This window comes from Halopenitus salinus (genome assembly GCF_055397165.1).
Genome location: NZ_AP043852.1, coordinates 308,143 through 330,275, shown reverse-complemented (window position 1 = coordinate 330,275; position 22,133 = coordinate 308,143). Strand labels below are relative to the sequence as shown.

Here is a 22,133-nt window from a genome sequence, read left to right as displayed (position 1 = left end):
TGTATTCGACCACAATCGACGAACACAGTCGCCTGCTCACACTTACAGTATGACACGATTCTCGAAACAGTGGATTCAGCACAATCAGGTCGCGATCTACGCCGTCGCCGCTCTCCTCGCGATTGTGGTCGGCCTCGGCCTCCCGAGCGCGAGCTCAGTGCTGGAACCGCTCATCAACCCTGTGCTCGCGGTGCTGCTGTACGTGACGTTCCTCGAGATCCCGTTCGTCCGTATTCGGCGGGCGTTCCGGAACGGTCGGTTCATGGCGGCGGCGCTCGGGATGAACTTCGTGGTCGTCCCGATCGTGGTGTTCGGGCTCACGCGGTTTCTTCCACAGGAGCCAGTCATCCTCGTGGGGGCATTTATGGTGTTGTTGACGCCGTGTATCGACTATGTCATTACGTTCACCGAACTTGCGGGCGGTGACGCCGAGCAGATCACGGCTGCAACGCCGGCACTGATGCTCATCCAGCTGTTGTTGCTCCCGCTGTACCTCTGGCTGTTTATGGGCCAGCAGGTGGCCGAGTTCATCGAGGCGGGGCCGTTCATCGAGGCGTTCATCGTCATTATCGCGCTTCCGCTGACGCTCGCGTGGGCGACTGAGTACTGGGCAGAGCGCTCCGAGCGCGGCGCACAGTTGCAGGACACGATGGGCTGGTTGCCGGTGCCGATGATGGGGGTGACGCTGTTCGTCGTCATCGCCTCCCAATTGCCGCGCGTGCAGGATTCGATCGGACAGATCGCATCGGTCGTTCCCGTCTACGTGGCGTTCCTCGTCATTATGCCACTGGTCGGTCGGCTGGTGGCCGGACTACTGGGGATGGAGGCTGGCGAGAGTCGAGCGCTCGTGTTTACCTCCGTGACGCGGAACTCGCTAGTTATCCTCCCGCTGGCACTCGCGCTCCCGTCGGGGTACGCGCTCGCACCAGCGGTCGTGGTCACTCAGACACTCGTTGAACTAACGGGGATGGTTGTCCTCACACGAATCGTCCCGGCCTGGTTAGTCCCAGATTCGCCCGACCAGATTCTCGACCTCGATGTCGGCCAGAGTGATTGAGTCTCACTCGATACGGCATCCAGATCGTAGGGCTGGGTCACCGGAGCTCGTGGCGTTCGTCCGCGAAGCCGACCGTGACGAGGTACTCGAGGAACTCGTCGAACCGCTCGACGTCACTGGGCGTGTCGGTCGCAAGATGACGTGCCCACTCGATGGCCCACTGGAAGGCGGGATCCGTGCCGCCCTTGCCGTGAATGTACCACCACCGGGCCGCTTTCAGCACGACCAGCGGATTCGTCGGCGGCTGCTCACCGGCGAGCCCACGGGTGATGGATTCGATTTCGTCGGGGACGTCGGCGGGATCGACCTCCGCTGATTGCGTGTTGTCGATATCGACCGGGATCTCGTCGATCGAGACGTTGTCAGGACGCTGTTGTTGACTCACAGGCATCACCTCTGAGGACTTTCGAAGGAGCCCTCGCCCTCTCTGGGGGCACGAAAAACAGTCGAATGAGACGCACTCTACTGATTCTTCCAACGCGATTTACCTACCATCCCGATTTTCATCGGTTACCCAAGATTTTGGAGAACGGTGAGTTTATTTGCCCGTTCACCGGAGACAGAAGTGAAACACGGGCGATGGAGTCCGCCTTCCCCAACCGCCGACACGGCTGATGACTCCTATTTCCGGCTCATCAGATGCTACGGAGACAACTCATTCGGCACGGGGAAGCGATCGTACTGATTGCACTTGGTGGAATCGTCGGTGCGAATCTTCGATACGCTGTTGGGGCAGCAGCGGGTGACGCACTCTTGACCACTCTCCTCGTCAACACCGTCGGGAGCTTCGGACTCGGGGTACTCCTCTTCGATGCTCGAGCAGATGAGGTCCTGACCAAACGGGTGCGGTATGTCTTCGGAACGGGCTTCTTCGCTTCATTTACCACCTACAGCACGTTCGTAGCCGATATTGCGTTGACCGCACCGGAACTTGCAGTCCCCTATATTATCGCCAGTTACGCATCCGGGTTTGGCGGAGTCCTCGCCAGTCGAAAAATCGTGTCTGCGACGTCTACAACCGCAATACAGCCACCGACACCGGGTGATGACTGATGGAGGTACTTCTTATCAGTATTGGCGGAGCAGTCGGTGCAGTCCTGCGTTATGTGGTCGGGCAGCTAATCGACAATTCGTCGTTCCCGTGGGCCACTCTCGTGGTAAACGCGCTCGGGAGCTTCATCCTCGGGTTAGTCATCTTCGGGGTGAGTGATTCCGACATCCTCCTCTTGGTGAGTGTCGGATTTTGTGGGGCGTTCACGACATTCTCGTCGTTTAGCTTTCAGACCGTTAGCCTCTGGGAACAGGGCGAACAGAGAGCTGCATTCTTGAATGCGCTGGGCAATCTGACCGTCTCTCTGCTTGCGTTCGGAGCTGCGTGGGTTCTCATAGCCTAAGCACTGAGAAATCCTGTTCATCGGTCGGTTCGGGGAGATCTGGAAATGAATACAACTCGATTTACGTCACGCCGGCGGGAGTTAGACGCTCTGCTGGACGGCTATTTGATTCGAACTGAGCGTAGAACTTCGCTTGTTAGTCAACCACTGGTTGGACTGGCAACCGCTCGAGGCGGCGATGGCACGGGATACAGAGAGTCAGCAGGTTACTCAGGACATCTGCATCGTCGACCGACTGGTCTGGGTCGTCGTAGAACCGCCGTCGAGGAATCCGATGGTGAACCGGAAGATCACGTCCGAATTTCTCGCGGTGAGCTTCGCGGCCCATACCGCAGCGCAGCCAGGACTCGTTATCACGGGCGATGATTTCCTCACGAATCTGTGGCCAGTTCGAGCCAAACGGAACTGTCTCAGTATCAGACTGACGGTAGTTTTCTAGATAGTCCGGGTCGGCCGCTTGAAGGGCCGTTCGCCACGTTCCGAACTCACGCTGATACGGAACGATGGAGAACTTCCCGTGTTCGTTCATTTCCGTCGTTGTCGGTGGGTGACCCAGATCATCTGCGACAGCCCGTAGTTCGGCTAATAACTCCTCCCGTGGAATTCGCCACCGCTGATTCGGCTCGAAGCCGGCAGCTCGGAGAGCTTCATTCCACGAACCGAATCGCTCCTGATAGACTGCTGCACTCCGTTTCCCTTGGCTCCGCATCTCATCCTTCCGAGGGACATGGCCTAGCTCTTCGGCGAGACTGTTGAGTTCGGATATCAGATCCTCTTCGCTCACATTCCACACGGAGTGGACTTCCAACCCAGCCTGTCGAAGAGCACGATTCCAGGTTCCAAACGCTCGCTTGTACGAATTCGAGGTGTAGGGGCCACTCCGGTCCATCTCATCTGTCGTGGGGGGTCGACCCAGTTTCTCAGCGAACCCCTCTAAGGCAGTAAGGAGTGTCTCTTCGGAGAGGTTCATTTCGACGTTCGGTTCAAAACCGGCCGCCTGTAGTGCTGAATTCCATCCTCCAAATCGCTTGCAGTATGTCTTTACCGAATACTCCCCGTGATTACTGTATTCTCGCTCTGACGGAGTTCCCCCTACGATGTCGGCAACCGATTTGAGATCTGCAATGAGGTCCTCATCGGGCGTCGGTGATCGTCCGTCTGGGTCGTTCGTTCCTGTTTGAAGTCCGGCAGCCTCGAGTGCGTTATTCCACGACCCGAAGCGATCCCCGTACGTCTTCGAAGCATGAGGTCCTGAATCGTCCATCTCACTCTGCGAAGGGGGACGACCCAGTTCCTCAGCGAACTTCTGGAGTCGATTGAGGAGTTCCTCCTCCGAGTACAGCTTCTTGCCCATAATTTCTGATGCGGTTGAGTCACTCAGTTTGGTCCCGGCTCGCTATTTGAATGTCCGTACTGGTCTCTGTGATGCGTCATCCTATCGATAATGGCCTGTGTCTATGATTGGGGTCGCAGGGCCACAGGTTGCAGCCCCGCGCCCTCTCAGGGGCACCAACAACAGGCTGTAAGCGCTATTAACCAACAAATGGCTATACCCACCAGATGTTGGTTAATCGTTCACCCGATTGACTGGCTATGAGTGTCTTTAGAAATGAATCAAGTATTCTATCCACAGAAATGGAATAGGGCTAGAGATGAGCCGCATAAGAGACATTAATCGGAAGTCTTACTTGAGAGTCTATTCAATTCGATTACGATGGCACAAGGGACGGGACGACTTCGACGCTATCTCGACGACGAACTTGAGGAGTGTCGCAGCGAGGACGTCGAGCGCCGACTCGACGAGCTCAGCACCCTCGAAGCAGCACTCGGAACTGCGCAGGTAGAGGCTGAACTCGATGTGCTCTCGGCACTCTCCAACGAGACACGGTATACGCTCGTCCGTGTGCTCGTTGCCGCACAAGAGGAACTCTGCGTCTGTGAACTGAATGCGGTTGTTGACGTGACCGAGAGCGGGCTCAGCCACGCGCTCTCGAAACTCGTCGATGCCGGACTAGTCGACGGCCGGAAGGACGGCCGGTGGAAGAAGTACCGTGCGACCAACCGGGCTGTTGCGCTCGTTACCGTCCTCGAGGGGAGTGTGAGCGATGAGTAACGTCGACGCCCACGACCACGGCCCCAACTGTGACTGTGAGAGCTGTGGCGACCCGCGCTCGATGGACTTTCTCGATAAGTACCTCACCGTCTGGATTTTCGGCGCGATGGCGATCGGCGTGGGACTCGGATTCGTCGCCCCGTCGGTGACCCAACCGATCCAGAACTTCCACCTCGTCGAGATCGGCCTCATTATGATGATGTATCCGCCACTGGCGAAGGCCGATTACTCGCAACTTCGGACCGTCTTCAGCAACTGGCGGGTGCTGGGACTCAGTCTGATCCAGAACTGGCTGATCGGCCCGACGCTGATGTTCGGGCTCGCGGTCGTCTTCTTCAGCGGGTTCGTCCCCGGCCTCCCGGCGCGACCCGAATACTTCCTCGGGCTCGTGTTCATCGGGATGGCTCGGTGTATTGCAATGGTACTCGTCTGGAACGAACTCGCGGAGGGATCGACCGAGTACGTGACGGGCCTGGTTGCGTTCAACAGCCTCTTCCAGATCGTCACCTACGGGGTGTACGTCTGGTTCTTCGCTCTGTTCCTTCCGCCACTGCTCGGTATGGAGTCACTCGTCGCCGGCATCACGACGTTCGATATCACGCCGATACAGGTGTTCGAGGCGATCGTCATCTTCCTCGGGATTCCGTTCGCCGGAGGATTCCTCACCCGGTACGTCGGCACTCGCGCCAAGAGTGAAGCGTGGTACGATGATGAGTTCATCCCGAAGATCGACCCGTTGACGCTCGTTGCGCTCCTGTTCACCGTCATCGTGATGTTCGCCACGCAGGGCGGCAACATCGTCGCCTCGCCTGGTGACGTTCTCCTGATTGCGGTGCCGCTGACGATCTACTTCGTCGTGATGTTCCTCGTGAGCTTCGGGATGGGGCGGGGCATCGGTGCGGACTACTCGACGACGACGGCCATCGGATTCACGGCGGCGTCGAACAACTTCGAACTCGCCATCGCCGTCGCCGTGGCGGTGTTCGGGGTCGGCTCCGGTGTCGCGTTCGCTACCGTCGTCGGCCCGCTTATCGAAGTCCCCGTCCTCCTAGCACTGGTCAACGTCGCGCTGTACTTCCAGCGGAAGTTCGACTGGGGTGGCTTCGATACTGGAAATCTCGATTCGTCCGCACCTGAGCCGACAACTGACGATTAACCACAAAAATGTCATCCAACACTGAAGCAGACGATCCGATTCGTATCGCCTTCATGTGCGTCCAGAACGCTGGACGCTCACAGATGTCCACGGCCTTCGCAGAACGTGAACGAGAATGCCGTGACCTCAAGGACCGTGTCGAAATCCTCACTGGAGGCACTCACCCGGCCGACCACGTACACAACGAAGTCGTTGACGTGATGGACGAAGCCGGGTTCGACCTCTCCGACCGGACGCCACGAGAGATCACGCTGGACGAACTGCGTTCCTGCGACTACGTCGCCACGATGGGTTGCTCGACACTCGACGTCGGTGACGTTGGCGAGGATGTCGATGTTCAAGATTGGGCGCTGGAGGATCCTGACGGACAGGATCTTGATCAGGTACGCGAAATCCGTGACGAAATCGAACAGCGGGTCATCTCGCTGTTCGATGAATTTAGCATAGCTGAGTAATCCTTCCGAAGTATTACTTTTCGTCTTCTCGCAACGCTTCTGCTTTCCACTGGAGTCGGCGCAGAATCTGCGTCCGATTCTGGTGGGCGTTCTCGTAGGCAACACACTCCTGGAGCGTCTCCATATCGGGGATCGTCGCGATCCCGGCCTTGATCAGGCGCGTGTTCGGTGCTTCCAGACGCTTCTCTGGAGGGAATTCGTCACTTTCTTCGTCGTCAGTGGCTCCCATCTCGAACAGCCTCCACCCCTTGAGGGCCGACACAAACAACTCTCCGTACGATAACGCCCCACCTCTAATAGAGATAAAACCGATACAACGGCTACCGTAATGGTCATCCCCCGCGAGTGTTTACAGGTCCGTATGGAGCGAAAGACGATTTCCGTCACCGGGATGTCGTGCAACGGGTGCGAACAGAACGTGGAAACCGCCCTGCGAACCCTCGATGGTGTGAGTCGGGTCGAAGCCGACCACGAAGCTGACACGGTCGATGTGGTCCTCGAGGATGGGGTCTCCAACGACGACGTGAACGCGGCAATCGAACAGGCTGGCTACGACGTAGAGGCCTAATCAGCCGTCGCTCGGCCGTCTCTCACGTCTCCGTCCGTGCGTTCGTCGAGGGCGAACTCGGTGTTGACACCCTCACCGGAGAGGAGTTGGCCAGCGAAGCTGTTGGCGAGAACGGCCGAGACGGACAACACCATCGCAAGCATCGCGAACACCGGATGAACGAGTCCCGTGGTCGCGGCAGCGACGCCGACGCCGTTGAACGCGAAGGCTGTCACGAGATTCTGGCGAGTCTTCCGATAGCTCTCGTTCCCGATCTCGTAGGCGTCCATCACGCCGCCGAGCCGATCGCCCATCAGGACGATATCCGCCGACTCAATGGCAATATCGGTTCCTGCGCCGATGGCAATCCCGATATCCGCCTGCGTGAGTGCGGGAGCGTCGTTGATGCCGTCCCCGACCATCGCCACGCGGTGACCTTCGTCCTGCAGGCGACCGATCTCCTCGCGTTTCTCGTCGGGCAGCACGTCGGCCATGACGCGATCGATACCGACCTCCTCGGCGACCGCGTTCGCAGTGCGTTCGTTATCCCCGGTGATCATCACGGGCGTGATACCGGCGTCACGCATCCGCTGGACAGTCTCGGCTGCATCGACTTTGATTTCATCGCCGATGCCGACCAGGCCGATTAGGTCACCGCCACGGACGACTCCAGAGACGGTGAGGCCGCGGCCCTGGAGCCGTTCGATGTCGTCGCTCCCCTTCGACAGGTCGATCCCCTCGTCGCTAAGCCATCTCGGTTTTCCGACCAGCACGTCGTCGCTGGCCATGGTCGCCCGGACGCCCTTGCCGGTCACGGAGTCGAAATCATCGGGGTCAGCGTACTCAACATCTCGCTCGTCGGCGAACTTGAGGATCGCATCAGCGAGAGGATGCTCGGAGAACGCCTCTGCACTGGCCGCAGTCGTGAGTACATCCACCTCGTCGGCACCGAACGCGACGACCTCACTGACGGCAGGTTCGCCGACGGTAATCGTGCCGGTCTTGTCCAGCACGATGTGGTCGATATCGGGGAAGATCTGGAAGGCGTCGCCAGAGCGCATCAGGATGCCGCGGTCAGCGGCCTTCCCGCCGCCCCGAATCAGGGCGAGCGGTGTCGCCATCCCGAGCGCACACGGATAGCCGAGCACGAGGACCGCCAGCGCTGCGAACGCCCCGCGCTGGACGTTGGGGGCTGCCCTCCACGCGAGCGGTGCGACCACCCAGAAGAGAAAGGAGAGCGCGGCAATCGTCAAGACGCCCGGGACGAAGTACTTGAGGATGCGGTCGGCGAGCTGGATGATGCCGGGTTTCATCGCCCGCGCCTCCTCGATCTCGCGGGCCACCTGGTTCAGGAACGCGTCCTCGCCCGTTGCAGTGACCTCGATGAGCAGGGTTCCGGTCTCGTTGACGCTGCCGCCGATTACTTCGTCGCCCTCGGCCTTCTCCTCGGGGATTGACTCGCCGGTGGCGACCGACTCGTCGACCGTGGACTTGCCCTCGACAACCTCGCCGTCGACGGGGAGGTTCTCGCCGAGCTTGACGCGGACGCGATCACCGATGTCGAGGGCGTCGACAGAAACTTCCTCGATGTCGCCGTCATCACCGACGCGACGGGCCGTATCGGGTTGGAGGTCGAGGAGGCCTTGGACGGCTTGGGAGGCCCGAGTGCGGACGATGAGGCTGGTGTACTCCGAGAGGATGTGGTAGGTAGTGATGAACACGGAGACGGCGAAGAAGTGGACGGTCGGGAAGCTGGGGAACACGAACAGGCCGAGCAGTCCACCGAGGAGGCCCGCAAACGCACCTGCCTCCAGGAGGACGTGCTGGTTGAAGATCCCCCGGCGCAGGCTCTGGTAGGCTTTCGCTTTGATGTATCGTCCAGGGCCGAACATCGTCCCGAGTGCCAGCCCGAGAGTCACGAGGTCCATCGCGAGCGATGCAGACTCGAAGCGCCCCATCACGAAAATCATCCATCCCATCAGGGCAGCGACAACGATGGATGCGCCACCGGCGATGAGGAGGCGGCGCCTGCCGTCGGCGAGTTCGGCCTGCTGTTGCTCGTACCGCCTCGTTTTGTCCGGGTCGCGGATGGTGTACCCGAGATCCCGGAGTGTGTCCTTCACCTCGACCTCGCTCAGGTGCTCATCGTCGTATTCGACGAGAACTTCCTCGTGGGCGAGGCTGACGTCGACGTCCTCGACGCCGTCGGTTCGGCTGTAGGCCTTCTCGATACTGTCGGCACAGAACGAGCAGGACATCCCCCCGACGTTGAATTGTTCGTGTGTCGTTCCCATCGTGGGTGGTGGTTGTCGCGCGACGCGGATAACCATTACGACAGATTTCATAGCGGTTTCGAAGAGTTAATACTGCTTTCGGGAGCGTGGCGTTACTCTTACCATCGTTGTCTGCCTACCTTCTCACACGAATGGCGCTCCTCGAATCAGACGTGCCGATCCGCGAAGTCGTGACGACGGACCCAGAGAAAGCGAAGGCGCTGGAGAACGACGTGCGGGCGAAGATCCTCGATATGCTCGCGGCCGAGGCTATGACGATCGAAGAGATTCACGACGAGTTGCATCGTCGTGGCGAGGAGAAGGCCGAAACGACGGTGCGCCACCACGTGAACGTCCTAAAGGACGCCGGGATGGTCGAGATCGCACGGCTTGAGGAAGCTGGTGGTGGCACACGGAAGTACTACAAGTCGAACACGCGGGTCTTCTCGTACGACCTTCCCGAACGTAGTACTGACCAACTCGCTTCGGCACAGGACACGACTCGTGAAGAGCTCGCTGCGCTGATCGAGACCCTCGTCGAGCAACACGGCGACGAGATCGCGGCTGTAGCGAGAGAGATGAAGCCGTGTGAATACTGCGAAACTCAGCACTACGAGGAGTTTGTCGTTCGGGAACTGCTCAATCGCGCGCTCATCGACCTCGGCGAAACCGGGGACCTCGACGATCTCTTAGCGACCGCCGAGTGAGCGATTTCGTCGAATATCGTTTATTTATAATTTCCCCCAGTACACTGGGCGGAGGGTTCATTCTGCTATACCAGCAATACTCGGATAATGCGCCAAGCGGTACTCAGTATTGACCACGAAACACTGACTGAGTACGGGTTCGAGGTGTTTCAGGACTCCGGATTACTCGATATTGAAATCCTCTCGTGTGAGGGACCACGCGGCGTTTCCCGCCTCCACGTCGAGGAGCGACTGGATGAACAACGGCTGGACGATCTCGAGACGGTTCAGTGGTGGGAATATGTAGCGGATCAGGGATCGGAGCATGCCTATCTTGTCGAGATGAACGTGGCCGACGAGTTGGACCGAGCCGGCGTCGATGCTGACAGTATGACGCGGGCTGAATGGGCCGAAGTACAGAGCCGGGGATTCGCATTCGAGGTGACTGGCTCCCAGGCGGAACTCAAAGCAATGATCGCTGACCTGCAGGCTGCTGGACAAAACGTTACCTTGGAACAACTGCGTGACTATCGTATCCGAGAGTCGCCGTTGGATGCACTAACCAATCGCCAGCAGGAAGTGCTTGATGTCGCGTACGAGCTCGGGTATTACGACGTACCGCGTACATCGTCAACGGAGGAGATTGCAGCCGAACTCGGCGTGGACGATTCGACCGTGGCCGAACACCTCCAGCGAGCGGAACACAACCTCCTTGAATTCCTCCTGGGTTAGTCGAGATCCACGTACTTTCGTATCAGCGACCGCACTGCTGCTGGCTGAAACGGCATGGTTTTCCCGTCGGTTTCTGCAGCCCACTGCTCGTACGTGTCTGCGGATTCAAACGCGTTGATGTACTGGCAGAACGTGTTCGTGAGTGTGGGTGTCTCGGTTTGGAGCATCCAGCTGAAGATGGTTTCATCGCTGTCCTCGAGCTCCGGAATGGACACGGCGATCCCGAATGTGATCACGGTATCTTCAGGGGTGACGTCCACGCCCCCGTTCTGGACAGTGAAGGTGATTGGCGTTCTGGTTACGGGATCCACCGAGCGGACGGTGACTGGATCCTGAGTCTCCATCACCGCGGCACCGAGTGCGTCTAGGATGCATGGCGAGTACTGGATCTGGCCGTTCACGCGGACTTCGTGTCGGGTCGGGTCGTCCGTGTAGAGGTCCTCCGGCTCGATGGTTCGGTCGCTCGCCGCAAGCTGCTCGGCGAACGTGGCCCAGTAGTCGCCCATCGTTTCCGGTGGGGTCTCGAGATTGCTCACTGCCGCGAGGTGGTTCGCGAAGTCGGGCGGCAGGTCGATACGGTCGTCGGGTTGGGATTCAGTTCCCATTGCAAAGTAAGAGACGGCCCAGCAACCGGTGGTACTTGCTCCCAGCTAGCTGGGGGAGTTCATAGGAGGCTAATCTCCAGAAACCTCAACCCCTGACCTTCGTGTGACGGAGTGACCCGCTTCGAGACGCGTTACGAGGGTTTGTGAACGCCACCGGCGGCGGAGTTGATGCTTTCGGGGAGCGTGGGGTGGATGTGCATCGTTCTGGCGATTTGGTCGGCGGTCGCGCCGAGTTCGATGGCAAGGACGAGTTCGTGGACTATTTCGGCGCCCTGTTCGCCGACGACGTGCGCTCCGAGGAGCTCGTCGGTCTCGGCGTCGGTGACGAGTTTGACGAACCCCTCGGGTTCACCGAGCGCCTTCGGCTTGCCCTGGTCGGCGAGGTCCTGACGACCGATACCCACCTCGTACCCTTCGTCTCGTGCTTCCTGTTCGGTCAGTCCGACGTGCCCGACCTGCGGGTCGGTGAACACCGCCCACGGGACGACTCGGCCCTCGGTGCTGATTTCTTCGTCTTTCGCGAGCTGTCGATACAGGAGGTCGGCGTCGTCGCGCGCGGAGTGGGTGAACATCGGCGGCCCACTCACGTCGCCGATAGCGTAGACGTCGTCTGCGGTCGTCCGGAAACTGTCATCAGTCTCGACAAATCCCTGCTCGTCGGTCTCGACGCCTGCCTGTTCGAGTCCGATGTCGTCGGTCTTTGGGTGCCGTCCCGCCGCGAGCAGGACCTCCGAAGCCGTCGTCGCGACGATTCCATCCGGCCCGTCGGCCTCGAGGACGATTCCTTCGCCGTCGGATGCAAGCTTCGTTACGGCGGCCTCAGTGCGAACGTCGATCCCTTCGTCGGTGAAGACGTCCTCAATCACTGTGCTGACTGCCGGCTCCTCTCGGGGGAGCAGTCTGTCACCGCGCTGGAAAACGGTCACGTCGGTGCCGAACCGGCTGTACATCTGGGCGTACTCGGTCCCGACGTAGCCGCCGCCGATCACCGCCAGCGAATCCGGTACCGTATCGAGAAACAGCATGTCGGTGCTGTCGAGGACCTCGACATCGTCGAGTCCATCGATCGGTGGTCGTGCGGGACGGGCACCAGTGTTGATGACGATCCGCTCTGCTGAGATACGCCGATCGCCGACCCGGAGTTCCTCGGGCGACTCGAAGGTGCCGCGCTCTTCGATGAGGTCGACGCCGTCGTGGTCCGCGACGTTCTCGTAGGCGCCCTCGCGAATGCTCTCGACGACGTCGTCTTTGCGCTGGACAATCGCCTCCAGATTGGCGGTGATGTCGGCGTCAATTTCGATGCCGAACTCCTCGCTCCGGCGAGCGAGGTGTGCGACCTCTGCGCTCCGGAGCATCGTCTTTGTCGGGATACACCCGCGATTGAGACACGTTCCGCCGAGGAGATCGTCCTCGACGAGGACCGTCTCCATGCCGGAGTACGCGCACTTCATCGCGACGGGGAGGCCGGCCATCCCGCCCCCGAGCACGAGCAGGTCGTAGTCGGAGTCTGTCATAGTTGTGGGGAATGCTATTGGTTCGCTTCTTCGAGAACGTCCTTCCGTTGCTTGAACTCGTCTTCTGAGAGCTCTCCCTGGGCATACGCGACTCGGAGTTCCCTGAGTGCCGGGTCTCTGCTACTGAGACCACCTCGGGTGACTACGCGATAGAGGGCGTATCCAACCCCAAGGACGACCAGCAGAACGGCCAGCATCATTCCAGCTCCCAGAGCGGTGACATCGACACTGGGCCGCCGGGCCACATTCCCCCACCCATCCACATCATCGGCATCATGACTGCCATCAGCACGAACGGAATGACCAGAATCGCAGCGATGACGATGAGTACGACACGGAGCGGACTGCGGCGTTCAGATGTTCGTTTAGAGTCCATGATTAGTGGTCGTAGCGTATTCGGATAGCTGTTGTGCGGCTTCCGGTACCCCGACACCTCCTCTGTTTTGGCGTGAATTTGTTTTTATGAATATTACTCGACACAGCAGCTCATCGTCGACGTGTCCCGTCGGAACGCCTGACAGGCGTGTTTGAACGCCTCGCTGAAGGTGGGGAACGGGTGGACGGTGTCGATGATGTCGTCGACGGTGAGGCCGAACTTCACGGCCAGCGTCGCTTCCATAATCATGTCGGCGGCACGGGGCCCGACCATGTGGACACCAACGATCTCGTCGGTCTCGTGGTGCTTGACGACCTGGACGAGGCCGTCCGTGTTTTTGACGGCCTTCGCCCGCGGCACGTCCTCCATCTGGACGGTCCGACAGGAACAGGTGCCGTGCTCATCCATATACTCGAGTTCGGTCGTCCCGACGGCTGCGACCTCGGGACTGGTGAAGACGACTGCTGGGACCGCATCGTAGTCGATGCTGACGCCCTCGTCGCCGAAGGCGTTCTTGACAGCATGGTTGCCCTCCTTGGCGGCGACCGTTTCCAGTTCGGGCTCGCCGATTACGTCGCCGGCCGCGTAGACGTCTGGATTCGTCGTCTGGAAGTGCTCGTCGACGTGGATCGTGCTGTCGGGGTTCATCTCAACCCCGACCGATTCGAGACCGATGCCATCGCTATTCGGCTGGACGCCGGTCGCGACGAACAGCGCGTCGCCGGTGACTGTCCGCTCGGTGCCGTCGACGACTGTTTCGACGGCGACACCCGACTGGACCGTTTCGGCCCCACCGTCGGCTGCTGGCGGGCGGACGCGCTGGAAGTCGTTGCCGGTGATTACCTCGATGCCATCCTCCTCGAACGCACGCTGCATCTCACGCCCGAGCTGGCCTTCCATCCCCGAGAGGACGCGGTCGGAGCGCTGGAGGATGGTCACATCGACGCCGACACGGTGGAGAATCTGGCCCCATTCGAGCGCGATGTAGCCACCGCCGATGATCGCGATGCTCTCCGGGAGGTCGCGCTCCTTGAGGATGGTCTCGCTCGTGTAGTAGTCGGCCTCCTGCAGACCGTCGATGGGTGGCGCCCACGGCGAACTGCCGGTCGCGACGAGTACCTTCTCCCCAGTGATGCGTGCGCCCTCGTGGGCGCCGTCGACGACCTGGATGGTCGTGTCGTCGACCAGCCGGCCGTACCCCTCGTAGATGTCGGTCTCGAAGTGCTCGGCGACGTCGACGTAGTTCTCCTGCCGGAACCGTTCGACGAGGTCGTCGGTGCCGTCGAGTGCGGCCGCCCAGTCGACGGTCGGTTCGCCGTCGCTGTACTGGACCGCCTCGAACGGATTCTCCCGCGGCGTGGCTGCCTGCTCGCCCACCGCGAGCAGATGCTTGCTGGGGACACAGCCGACGTTTACGCAGGTGCCGCCAAGCGGTAATCCTGTATTTACCAGCGCCGTCGAGAGTCCTCGGTCACTCGCTTCGGTAATGGCAGCGAACGCTGCTGCCCCACCCCCGAGGATTACGAGATCATACTGAGTCGATTTAGACATTCTAATAATCGTTGTATCGTTTGTGGCTTTAACGTTATGCTCTTAACGTCTACGGCAGCCGCTTTCTCGTCCACTGGTCCCCGAAAGGACTATACACAAATGGAAATTTGGCTATTGTAATGAGCATCAATCTTCTCCAATCGAACGACGACGTACACGAGGCCCGGGCGAACATCTTCAGTGCGCTCGGTGATCCGACTCGGCTCCGGATCTTCCAGACACTAATCGAGGCGGACGAACCGCTCAACGTCAGCGAACTGTGCGACCGCACCGACCTCGGGACGAATCTGGTGTCGCATCACCTCCAGTGTCTGAAGAACTGCCAGCTGGTCGACGCGGAACGCGACGGCCGCAAGAAGTACTACGAGGTGAGCCGGCCGGAAGCCGTCGAGATGCTCTCGCTGGCCGACGACTGTATTCGCCAGAACATTGAGAGCGTCCTCGGGTGCGAGGTCGTCACCGAGGCCGAGACCGATGAGCGGTGACGCTGAATCGTGGCTCCCGTATGCGGGAGTCGGTGGCGTCGTCGCGTGCTGCCTCGGACTCGAACTGCTCGGTGGGGCGGTGGTAGTCGGTGGCCTCGCGGCCACCATCGGGCTCTCGACCGGCGTGACGTATCTGGCGGTTGTCGGCCTGGGCGGGTTGGTCGCGCTGTTCGTTGCCGCCGGCTATCAACACGTTGAGGGGGTGAACGATGGGCTCCTCGGCTGATGGATCGTCCTGGGGGCTCCTCGGCCTTGCGGGGGCACTCAGTCTCTGTTGTATCGGCACTGCGACTCTCGCCGGCGGGGCCGCAGTCGCCGGCGGAACAGCCGCCGGCGCGACTGCTGTCAGCGGTGTCGCGGGTGGACTCGGTGGCATCCTCGTGACCGCACTCGCCACTGCGTTGCCGCTCCTCGTCGTCGGGCTGGTTCTCCGACGGAGGAATGGACAATGACGGACGGGACGTGTCCGGTCTGTGGCGACGATTTCAGTGCAGGTGGCGCGTTGAGCGACCACGCCTGGGACGCGCATGATGCCTGCCGGTACTGTGGTGAGGAGCTGACGACCGAGGACGAGCTGTACGTTCACTGGCTGGCCCGGCATGAGGGGGAACTCTCGCGGGTTGATCGAAAGCGAGCCGAATCCGAGGTTGAGACGTTGACGTTCGGGAATCGGCTGGCCCACCAGGGCCCGGTCGGGGCGGTTCGGAACGTCAGCCTCAGCCGGCGGCAACTCCTCGGCGGTGGTGCGGTCACGCTCGCTGGGATCGGCGCACTTGCCGGGAACACGCTTCTTGGTTCCTCATCTGGCCCGGCGCAGGTCCAGACTGGTGCGGCGGCGCCGCAGGCGACGTTTACGACCCTCTCCGGGGAGACGGGTCGGCTAGCCGACTATCAGGGAAAGAAACGGATGCTGTGGCTGTTCGCGACCTGGTGCCCGAGTTGTAAGCAGGGGGCTCGCGCGCTCCAGAACACGAATGACCAGCTTGGCGACATGGAGATCATCGGGGTGAAAACCGCCGGGAACGCCGGGTACGAGGGGCCATCCGTCCGCGAGTTCGTCCAATCCTTCGCGCCCTCGCTGTTGGACGCCGACAGGTGGACGTGGGGCACCGCCTCCCAGCAGACGACCGAGACGTACAATCCCCAAAACCGGCCCGACATCTACTACCTCATCGACCAGGACGGCACGATCCAGGCACGCGATACAGCTCCGGCGGCGACAATCGACCGAATCACCCAGTTCGCACAGGGTGGCGACACACGAAGTGATCGCCCGGGTGAAGAGTACGAAATCCAGCCCGCCGAGCACATCCAGCAGGGAGCCGACCATCCGCCGTACAACTCCAATCCCCCGACGTCCGGCTGGCACTACTCCCAGCAGGCCGACTGGGGGTTCTACACCGAGGGACTCCCGGACGAGCGGGTCGTCCACAACCTCGAGCACGGCGGTATCTGGATCACGTACACGAACGTGAGTGACGAGACGCGTTCCCAGCTCCAGGATCTCGCAGAACAGTACCCCAAGAGCGTGATCGTCACGAAGCGACCCGCGAACGATGCCCCGATCGCTGTCGCGTCGTGGGGGCAGCTGCTGGAACTCGAGTCACTTGACCGTGCCCGAATCGTCGAGTTCATCGAACAGAACCGGAATCACTCCCCAGAACCGATTGCAGGCCAGTAAGATGCTCAGGACGCATCTCAACACGCTCCGGACCGCCAGCGGCCTCGTCTTCGCCCGGCGGACGTACGCGGGACTCGCCGTCGCGACGTTTCTCCTGGCGGCCGTCTTCTACACGTTCACGCTCCCGGCCACGTATACGGGCGGCCAGGTCGGGATGGTCTCTCTTCGCTACCTCACGCCAGCCCTCGCGGGCTTTGCACTCGTGATGGCGGGACTGGTGGCCGTCATCGTCGCGTTCACGGCCTACAGTCTCCGGCTCGGGGCGTCGACGTCCACGACTGCGACGACGTCCGGGTTCTTCGGCAGCGTCTTGCCCCCGATCCTTTGTTGTTCACCGCTCCTTCCGACGGTTGCAGCGATGTTCGTCGGTGTGTTCCCCGGTGTCTTCGGCGTCAGTGGAGCGGTCCAGGGGTTCATCGCCACCTACGAACTCGAGATATTGAGTGTGGCGACGCTCCTGCTGGTGTATGCTGTCCTTCAGAACGCAAAGGGGGTAACACGATGTGCCGCATGAGTGGATTCGGCTTCCAGACAGATGACACCCTAGTCACCCTGTATCAATGAGTCCACGACAGCAGACTGACCGTCCGGGGAGCGATGATGAGCGGACAGCACGGCGGATGGGTCACCGTCTCCTGATTCGGGGGCTGGCCCTCGCCGGCGCACTCCTGTTCGTGCAACCTGTAGCCGCCCATAGCGGCAGTACCCACGCCGGTACCCCACACTGGGCGTTTCTGGTGCTGATCCTGGGTGGGGGCGTGGTCATGGGGGGCAGTGCGTTTCTCGGACAGCGGGCGTGGAGTACCCGTCCGAAACGGACGCTCAGCGGGGTGTTGATCGGGCTTGGCGTGGCGCTCATTGGGACGATTGCGATCATCCAGATCCAGATCGAACCCGTCGGGACGACTCCGACGCTCCACGGGTGGTATCCGCCATTCGCCGTGGGTATGACTGCGTTGCTCACGACGGGGAGCCTGTTGCTCGGTGTCTGGCGATGGCCAACTCGTCCCGAATACAGTGCGCTCGGACTGGCACTCGGGATTTGGATAGGGTATCCAGCCCTGATGCCGAACAGCGGATATCGGAACCCGCTCGGCTACCTGCTCGTGGTCGTCGTCCCGCTTCTCGTTGGCTACATCCTGTGGGTAGATGTGTGGCCCGTGATTCGGAGCGATGCCGTTGATCGGCTCGCTGGACGCGTGGGCGGTCTCGTCGCAACGATGTTCGGCGTGTTCTTCCTGTTCTCCGCGGGACTGTTCACCGTGAACCCGGAACAGGGGGTAAACGGCCCGACAACCGCGTTCGTTACGACGGCGAGCTTTGCGAATCCGCTGGTTGTCTGGCCTGCTGTCGAATTCTATCTTCCGTCAATCCCGCTCGCAGGGGCGATGTCAGTCGGCACTGCATTGCTCATCGGCACGCTGGTCGGACTCATTGGACTGACTGTCTCGTTGATGACGGCGGTCTGGCAACGGAGCCTGGAACTGTCGTCGTCAGGCGGGATCCTCGGTGGCCTCGCAACGACGGGCGCGACGGCCTGTTGCTGCTGTGGGCCTGCGGTGTATGCGGTCGCGAGCGTGTTCTTCGGCGTCTCGGCGAGCCCACTCTACTGGGCGTTCATCGATCCGGCATCACCGCTCGGCGCGCTCTTTTTTGCAGCTGCCGTCATCCTCCTCGTCTGGAGTGCATCACGGTTTGCGGCCCGACTTGCTGAATCGGATGTGTGCCACATATGAACTGCAACGGCATCTCGATAAGGTTCAAAATTATTTTATTTTGATAGGTCCGCTCGAATTCCCCTTGAGAGACGTTTCAGTCGGATTTCAGCTCATCGCCTCTTGGAACCGCTCACGCAGCGCGTCCTCACGCTCCTCGAACTGGTCGACCTTCTCCTGTAGATCGTCGCTGACGCGCTCGATGCTCGCGAGCGCCCGCTCGCCGGCGAGCGACGCCTGCGACCCGTCGTCGCCGTCTGGCTCCAGCTGCTCCTCGTAGGCTCGCTCGACGCGCTCGATGGTGCCCTCCGGGTTGAACAGGATGTCGTTGGCCGTGCGGACGTAGCCGTCCAGCGACGCGCCTTCCTTGCCCTGGAAGAAGTGGGTCAGCGCGTACGTCGCGCCGGAATGTAGCGTCCACATGTCGATCTCGACGGGGGTGGCCGCATTGGCCTTCGCATCGCTCGCGGCACGCTCGGCTAGGTAGTCCGCGAAGCCCAGCAAACTGTAGAACTCCGTGACGGTGAACGGCAGGTCCGAGAAGTCGAGTTCGATGTTCTTGGCGTCACGGATGAACTCGAGGAGGTCGTCGGCGACGAGTTCGACCTGTGCGAGGAGTTCCTCCCACCAGGTGCGGAAGTTCCGTACGTCGCCGACGTGCTTGATAACCTCCTTGTCGGTGAGCGACCGCATCGTATTCGAACAGTACCCATCCTGGGCGAATCCTTCCACGTAGACGGCGTGCTCGCCGAAGAAGTCGTAGCCCGACGTGACGCCCATCGTGATCGGGTCCGATCGGCCGGGGAGGCGCACCTCGAGGCCGTCGAACATTATGTCCATATGGACCTCGCCGCCGCCCCGGTAGCGCCGGATCTCGCCGAACATCACCTCGCCCAGCGGCGTCCCGTCGATGGTCTCCTCCCGGAGGACCTCCTCTAGCGGCCCGTAGACGTCGACCGGGTTGATGATCGAGTACGAGTCAGTCGGGATGTGAAATAGCGACTCCGCCTCGGTGTCCCCATCCGCTTCTGCTTGCAACCGTGACGGCTCGACGATGGCGTTGAATCGCTCCGTTTCGACCCATTCGTCGCTGTACGGGTTGCGATACGCGACTGCTGTATCCACTGCCTGCGGGAGGTTTCGAATCGCCGCACTGAAGCTGATCGGTTCGGGACCACCGTGTTGCTCGGCGTACCAGTCGGGTAGTTCGGTGTCGGTTCGCCCATCGAGGCCTGCGAAGACCGTAGCTGTCTCTGGGTCTTTCATGGATTCCATTCCACAGGCGCAATGCGTTCCGAACCGCGCCTGCACCCATCGCAGGCGCAAAACAGACGCTACGTATCGTCGATATCTGGAGTTGTCCAGATTGAGGCGACGCGCTCGGCGAGATCTTGATTACGTTCCCTGATATTGTCCTCAGTCCAGCGTTCCAAATCCTCGAAATAGCTGTTCAGTTCGACGTGGCTTTCCATAAGCAGTTCTCGCTTCTCCGCGAACGGCCGATTTGAGAGCTCGGGATTGTACCCGCTGAGAGTCAAGTTACCTAGTGCGTGTAACCACTGGTCATGAATACGCTCCCACTCTTCGCCGAGCATATCCTTCCATTCGTCACCCCACTCGTTATCATCGATGGTCTGGGGCATCACATGCTCTATCGTTAATTCATCGTACTGTACTGGCTCTTGATGGCCGAACTGCTCTTCGAGCGTCCAGAGAATAAGCCACGTTTTCTTCTTATCCCGGTTGTACATATCGAAGCGATTGATATTATCGAAGAGTTCTGCGTCATCAGGCCACCCTTGACTCTCCAGATAGGCGAACAGCGATTCTTTCTCGTTGCCATCTTCGATTGAGCGGGCCGCAATTGGGAACGTCCGATAGTACCCTCGGGTACTACGACCGCAGATGAATCGACGGAGCACGAAGCTCTCTAATCCGTGAAGGATGTCGAGGAGCGCGTCGAGGCTGAGATCATCGGAGTTCCATCGGTCAAGCAAATTCAGGATCAATTGGTGGGCAGTCCCGATTTCCAGATACTGGATGCGTTCTAGCGCATCCGTCAGCTCCTCACGGGGAGCTGTTCCAGGCCGATGGATCCAGAGGTACAGATCGGCATAGTACGATAGTTTGTCAACCAATTCGTGGGGAGTCAGGTCTGCCGTTCGTTGCTTGAACTGATGATAGATCTCATTCTTCTGGACGTATTCACCGTTTCGCATCATGTAATCCCGATAGAACTCGGTGAGATCGACCCCGGCATGACGGTCTGTTTCTTCGAATTTTTGCTCGAACGGCATCCAGTGATCGTCGTTGAACTGGTCCTGTTCGGTCAGAGACAGCTGCATAAAGACGTGATTCCGGATAAGATCCGATTCCTCAAGCTGGAGTCCACGCTCGTTTAACGTCTCAAAAATCGCATAGGGATTCTCATCTTCAGACGTCGTAATCATCACCAGTGGAAGTTGCTGGATGATGATTTGTTTGAGCCGATCTAAAGTTTGTAGTTCGTCGTTGCCGTTGAGGTCGTCAATCCGTTCATAGAGGAACTCGTAGCTGTTATAGATTGAAGTATCCGCCAAATCCCCATCCACAGACTCCTGTTCAACGATTGCGAAGAGGGCATCTCGGTCCTCAGCGCGGGAGACGACCTTGAATTTTTCTACCCCGTCTTTGAACTCGTCGATAAGATACTTCTTGTTGATCTCCTCAGCGAAGTTCGTGTACTGTTCGCCTCCAACTTCCGCTGCGTAGTCGCGAATGGCGCTCAAAAACAACGTGAGCGAAATGAGGCGCTGCTGTCCGTCAATCACGAGATATTCGGGAACTGTCCCGGGTCGGTGGTTGCCGGGCATAACGACGAAGGTTCCGATGAAGTGTTCTTCCGAGATTGAATCTGCTTCTAAGAGGTTCTGGATATCAGACCAGAGAGCTTCTAATTCCTCTTGTCCCCACGAATAGTTCCGTTGGAATACTGGTATGACAAACTGCTTCTCGCCCGCAAATACGTTCTGGAGAAATTGATCTTCGGCGTCCATTCGTGAATCTATGATAACCACCTAATGCGAATCTCATAAACATAAGGGAAGTCACCGGATAGAATCGTCCTACACCGCCGTGATTCAGTCCTCTGTAGAGGTCTACGGCTCGGAGGCTGAATATATGCATTCTTGATCTGCCGTTTCGATCACCTGAAGCAACAACGCCCACCGATTCGCGATTGCATCGTCTCGGGCCTTGGGCGCCCTTCCCGAACGCGAAAACACCACCTCATTAACTGACATCACCCCTCGGACCCGGGAATAGGTGGTAATCGACTTCTTCGCTGATGGATGCAACGAACTTCGCAAAAGGCAGTTGGATGGCCTGTTGTCAGCGACTACTCCCGTTCTTCGAGGACGATTCGCCTTGCCTCAGCTACCAGTCCGTGGGCATCAGCCATCGCTTTAGCATCAAGAGCGACGGCGGCCCCAACACCATCCTCAAGGACGAAGTTCATCTCAATAACGTTCTCGAAGCACTGCACCAAGCAGGTGAGCTTTCCGTGGTCTCCCGAATAGGTGTCTTCATAGATTGGAGCAGTTAATGATTCCATCCGAGAATCGTCGATTGCAGATTCAATCTCCCCGGTAGTATATTTCTCAGCGACATCATCCCTTAGATAGACGATCTCGTAGGAATTCTCCTCGTATTTCACGATACTACGAAGGTGTCCATCCGTTCGTTGCTCGAAAAAGTTCTCGAGACGAGTGGCCATCCTTGTCGCCATATTACCATCTCTCGTCTCTTTCACTAT

26 protein-coding genes and 1 riboswitch are annotated in these 22,133 nt (G+C 59.7%); of the genes, 14 read left to right on the top strand and 12 right to left on the bottom strand.

The window, feature by feature from the left end; translation table 11 throughout:
- Positions 1-49 precede the first annotated feature (49 nt).
- Positions 50-1,057, top strand: coding sequence for an arsenic resistance protein (locus ACZ5YD_RS01640; protein ID WP_379739950.1), 1,008 nt, complete (start codon positions 50-52; stop codon positions 1,055-1,057).
- Positions 1,058-1,094: 37 nt separating this feature from the next.
- Here the strand turns inward: ACZ5YD_RS01640 and ACZ5YD_RS01635 are convergent, their stop codons facing one another.
- Positions 1,095-1,442, bottom strand: coding sequence for a DUF8013 domain-containing protein (locus ACZ5YD_RS01635; RefSeq protein WP_379739712.1), 348 nt, complete (start codon positions 1,440-1,442; stop codon positions 1,095-1,097).
- A 181-nt stretch (positions 1,443-1,623) separates the two neighbouring features.
- A riboswitch (Fluoride riboswitch) is annotated at positions 1,624-1,688 on the top strand.
- A gap of 8 nt (positions 1,689-1,696) precedes the next feature.
- On the opposite strand from ACZ5YD_RS01635, the gene ACZ5YD_RS01630 reads away from it, so the two are divergent.
- Positions 1,697-2,110 carry a fluoride efflux transporter FluC gene (locus tag ACZ5YD_RS01630; RefSeq protein ID WP_379739715.1) on the top strand — a complete coding sequence of 138 codons (414 nt, stop codon included), beginning with the start codon at positions 1,697-1,699 and terminating at the stop codon, positions 2,108-2,110.
- The gene (gene crcB / locus ACZ5YD_RS01625) at positions 2,110-2,451 is read left to right on the top strand and encodes a fluoride efflux transporter CrcB (RefSeq protein WP_379739718.1); all 342 of its coding nucleotides are present in this window, start codon (positions 2,110-2,112) and stop codon (positions 2,449-2,451) included. Before ACZ5YD_RS01630 ends, crcB begins: the two co-directional genes overlap by 1 nt.
- 136 nt (positions 2,452-2,587) lie before the next feature.
- On the opposite strand, the gene ACZ5YD_RS01620 is transcribed toward crcB, so the two are convergent.
- On the bottom strand, positions 2,588-3,805 hold the full coding sequence (locus ACZ5YD_RS01620; protein WP_379739721.1) for a homing endonuclease associated repeat-containing protein: 1,218 nt from the start codon (positions 3,803-3,805) through the stop codon (positions 2,588-2,590).
- 360 nt (positions 3,806-4,165) lie between these two features.
- On the opposite strand from ACZ5YD_RS01620, the gene ACZ5YD_RS01615 reads away from it, so the two are divergent.
- Genes ACZ5YD_RS01615 through ACZ5YD_RS01605 form a run of 3 tightly spaced genes read left to right on the top strand, consistent with a single transcriptional unit; the run spans position 4,166 to position 6,175 of the window.
- Complete coding sequence (locus tag ACZ5YD_RS01615; protein ID WP_379739724.1) at positions 4,166-4,564, top strand: ArsR/SmtB family transcription factor; 399 nt, start codon at positions 4,166-4,168, stop codon at positions 4,562-4,564.
- Entirely contained in the window at positions 4,557-5,720 is a 1,164-nt protein-coding gene (gene arsB / locus ACZ5YD_RS01610; protein ID WP_379739726.1) for an ACR3 family arsenite efflux transporter, read from the top strand. The genes ACZ5YD_RS01615 and arsB overlap by 8 nt, the downstream gene beginning before the upstream one ends.
- Positions 5,721-5,728: 8 nt before the next feature.
- Positions 5,729-6,175: a low molecular weight phosphatase family protein gene (locus ACZ5YD_RS01605; RefSeq protein WP_379739729.1), complete on the top strand. Its 447-nt coding sequence runs from the start codon at positions 5,729-5,731 to the stop codon at positions 6,173-6,175.
- Positions 6,176-6,188: 13 nt separating this feature from the next.
- Here ACZ5YD_RS01605 and ACZ5YD_RS01600 read toward each other — a convergent pair whose 3' ends face one another.
- Entirely contained in the window at positions 6,189-6,404 is a 216-nt protein-coding gene (locus ACZ5YD_RS01600) for a DUF8129 domain-containing protein (RefSeq protein ID WP_379739953.1), read from the bottom strand.
- Positions 6,405-6,536: 132 nt separating this feature from the next.
- Here ACZ5YD_RS01600 and ACZ5YD_RS01595 point away from each other — a divergent pair, with 132 nt between their 5' ends.
- The gene (locus ACZ5YD_RS01595) at positions 6,537-6,743 is read left to right on the top strand and encodes a heavy-metal-associated domain-containing protein (protein ID WP_379739732.1); all 207 of its coding nucleotides are present in this window, start codon (positions 6,537-6,539) and stop codon (positions 6,741-6,743) included.
- On the opposite strand, the gene ACZ5YD_RS01590 is transcribed toward ACZ5YD_RS01595, so the two are convergent.
- Entirely contained in the window at positions 6,740-9,016 is a 2,277-nt protein-coding gene (locus ACZ5YD_RS01590; protein WP_379739735.1) for a heavy metal translocating P-type ATPase, read from the bottom strand. The genes ACZ5YD_RS01595 and ACZ5YD_RS01590 overlap by 4 nt on opposite strands.
- A gap of 131 nt (positions 9,017-9,147) precedes the next feature.
- Between ACZ5YD_RS01590 and ACZ5YD_RS01585 the strand changes: the two genes are divergently transcribed.
- Both ACZ5YD_RS01585 and ACZ5YD_RS01580 read left to right on the top strand, forming a co-directional pair.
- Complete coding sequence (locus ACZ5YD_RS01585; RefSeq protein WP_379739738.1) at positions 9,148-9,702, top strand: ArsR/SmtB family transcription factor; 555 nt, start codon at positions 9,148-9,150, stop codon at positions 9,700-9,702.
- A gap of 87 nt (positions 9,703-9,789) precedes the next feature.
- Entirely contained in the window at positions 9,790-10,413 is a 624-nt protein-coding gene (locus tag ACZ5YD_RS01580; RefSeq protein ID WP_379739741.1) for a helix-turn-helix domain-containing protein, read from the top strand.
- On the opposite strand, the gene merB is transcribed toward ACZ5YD_RS01580, so the two are convergent.
- The 5 genes from merB to merA form a co-directional block, all read right to left on the bottom strand.
- Positions 10,410-11,018 carry an organomercurial lyase gene (merB, locus tag ACZ5YD_RS01575; RefSeq protein WP_379739744.1) on the bottom strand — a complete coding sequence of 203 codons (609 nt, stop codon included), beginning with the start codon at positions 11,016-11,018 and terminating at the stop codon, positions 10,410-10,412. The genes ACZ5YD_RS01580 and merB overlap by 4 nt on opposite strands.
- 131 nt (positions 11,019-11,149) lie before the next feature.
- Positions 11,150-12,532 (bottom strand): dihydrolipoyl dehydrogenase, encoded by a 1,383-nt coding sequence (gene lpdA, locus ACZ5YD_RS01570; protein WP_379739747.1) that lies wholly within the window; start codon positions 12,530-12,532, stop codon positions 11,150-11,152.
- A 14-nt stretch (positions 12,533-12,546) separates the two neighbouring features.
- Complete coding sequence (locus tag ACZ5YD_RS01565) at positions 12,547-12,729, bottom strand: SHOCT domain-containing protein (protein WP_379739750.1); 183 nt, start codon at positions 12,727-12,729, stop codon at positions 12,547-12,549.
- Positions 12,729-12,908, bottom strand: a complete 180-nt coding sequence (locus tag ACZ5YD_RS01560) for a hypothetical protein (RefSeq protein ID WP_379801256.1) — start codon at positions 12,906-12,908, stop codon at positions 12,729-12,731. Before ACZ5YD_RS01560 ends, ACZ5YD_RS01565 begins: the two co-directional genes overlap by 1 nt.
- 93 nt (positions 12,909-13,001) lie before the next feature.
- The gene (gene merA / locus ACZ5YD_RS01555; protein WP_379739753.1) at positions 13,002-14,459 is read right to left on the bottom strand and encodes a mercury(II) reductase; all 1,458 of its coding nucleotides are present in this window, start codon (positions 14,457-14,459) and stop codon (positions 13,002-13,004) included.
- Positions 14,460-14,578: 119 nt separating this feature from the next.
- Between merA and ACZ5YD_RS01550 the strand changes: the two genes are divergently transcribed.
- From ACZ5YD_RS01550 to ACZ5YD_RS01530, 5 genes are all read left to right on the top strand, one after another.
- Positions 14,579-14,944, top strand: coding sequence for an ArsR/SmtB family transcription factor (locus ACZ5YD_RS01550; protein WP_379739756.1), 366 nt, complete (start codon positions 14,579-14,581; stop codon positions 14,942-14,944).
- Positions 14,934-15,170, top strand: coding sequence for a hypothetical protein (locus ACZ5YD_RS01545; protein ID WP_379739759.1), 237 nt, complete (start codon positions 14,934-14,936; stop codon positions 15,168-15,170). Before ACZ5YD_RS01550 ends, ACZ5YD_RS01545 begins: the two co-directional genes overlap by 11 nt.
- A gap of 222 nt (positions 15,171-15,392) precedes the next feature.
- A complete protein-coding gene (locus ACZ5YD_RS01540) occupies positions 15,393-16,625 on the top strand; it encodes a DUF3105 domain-containing protein (protein ID WP_379739762.1) in 1,233 nt (410 codons plus the stop codon).
- A 1-nt stretch (position 16,626) separates the two neighbouring features.
- A complete protein-coding gene (locus tag ACZ5YD_RS01535) occupies positions 16,627-17,139 on the top strand; it encodes a hypothetical protein (protein ID WP_379739765.1) in 513 nt (170 codons plus the stop codon).
- Positions 17,140-17,389: 250 nt separating this feature from the next.
- Positions 17,390-18,361 (top strand): hypothetical protein, encoded by a 972-nt coding sequence (locus ACZ5YD_RS01530; protein WP_379739771.1) that lies wholly within the window; start codon positions 17,390-17,392, stop codon positions 18,359-18,361.
- 87 nt (positions 18,362-18,448) lie between these two features.
- On the opposite strand, the gene ACZ5YD_RS01525 is transcribed toward ACZ5YD_RS01530, so the two are convergent.
- The 3 genes from ACZ5YD_RS01525 to ACZ5YD_RS01515 form a co-directional block, all read right to left on the bottom strand.
- The gene (locus tag ACZ5YD_RS01525) at positions 18,449-19,606 is read right to left on the bottom strand and encodes a hypothetical protein (RefSeq protein ID WP_379739775.1); all 1,158 of its coding nucleotides are present in this window, start codon (positions 19,604-19,606) and stop codon (positions 18,449-18,451) included.
- A 68-nt stretch (positions 19,607-19,674) separates the two neighbouring features.
- On the bottom strand, positions 19,675-21,375 hold the full coding sequence (locus tag ACZ5YD_RS01520; protein WP_379739778.1) for a DUF262 domain-containing protein: 1,701 nt from the start codon (positions 21,373-21,375) through the stop codon (positions 19,675-19,677).
- 341 nt (positions 21,376-21,716) lie between these two features.
- Positions 21,717-22,106: a DUF7522 family protein gene (locus ACZ5YD_RS01515; RefSeq protein ID WP_379739781.1), complete on the bottom strand. Its 390-nt coding sequence runs from the start codon at positions 22,104-22,106 to the stop codon at positions 21,717-21,719.
- Between the last annotated feature and the right edge of the window lie 27 nt (positions 22,107-22,133).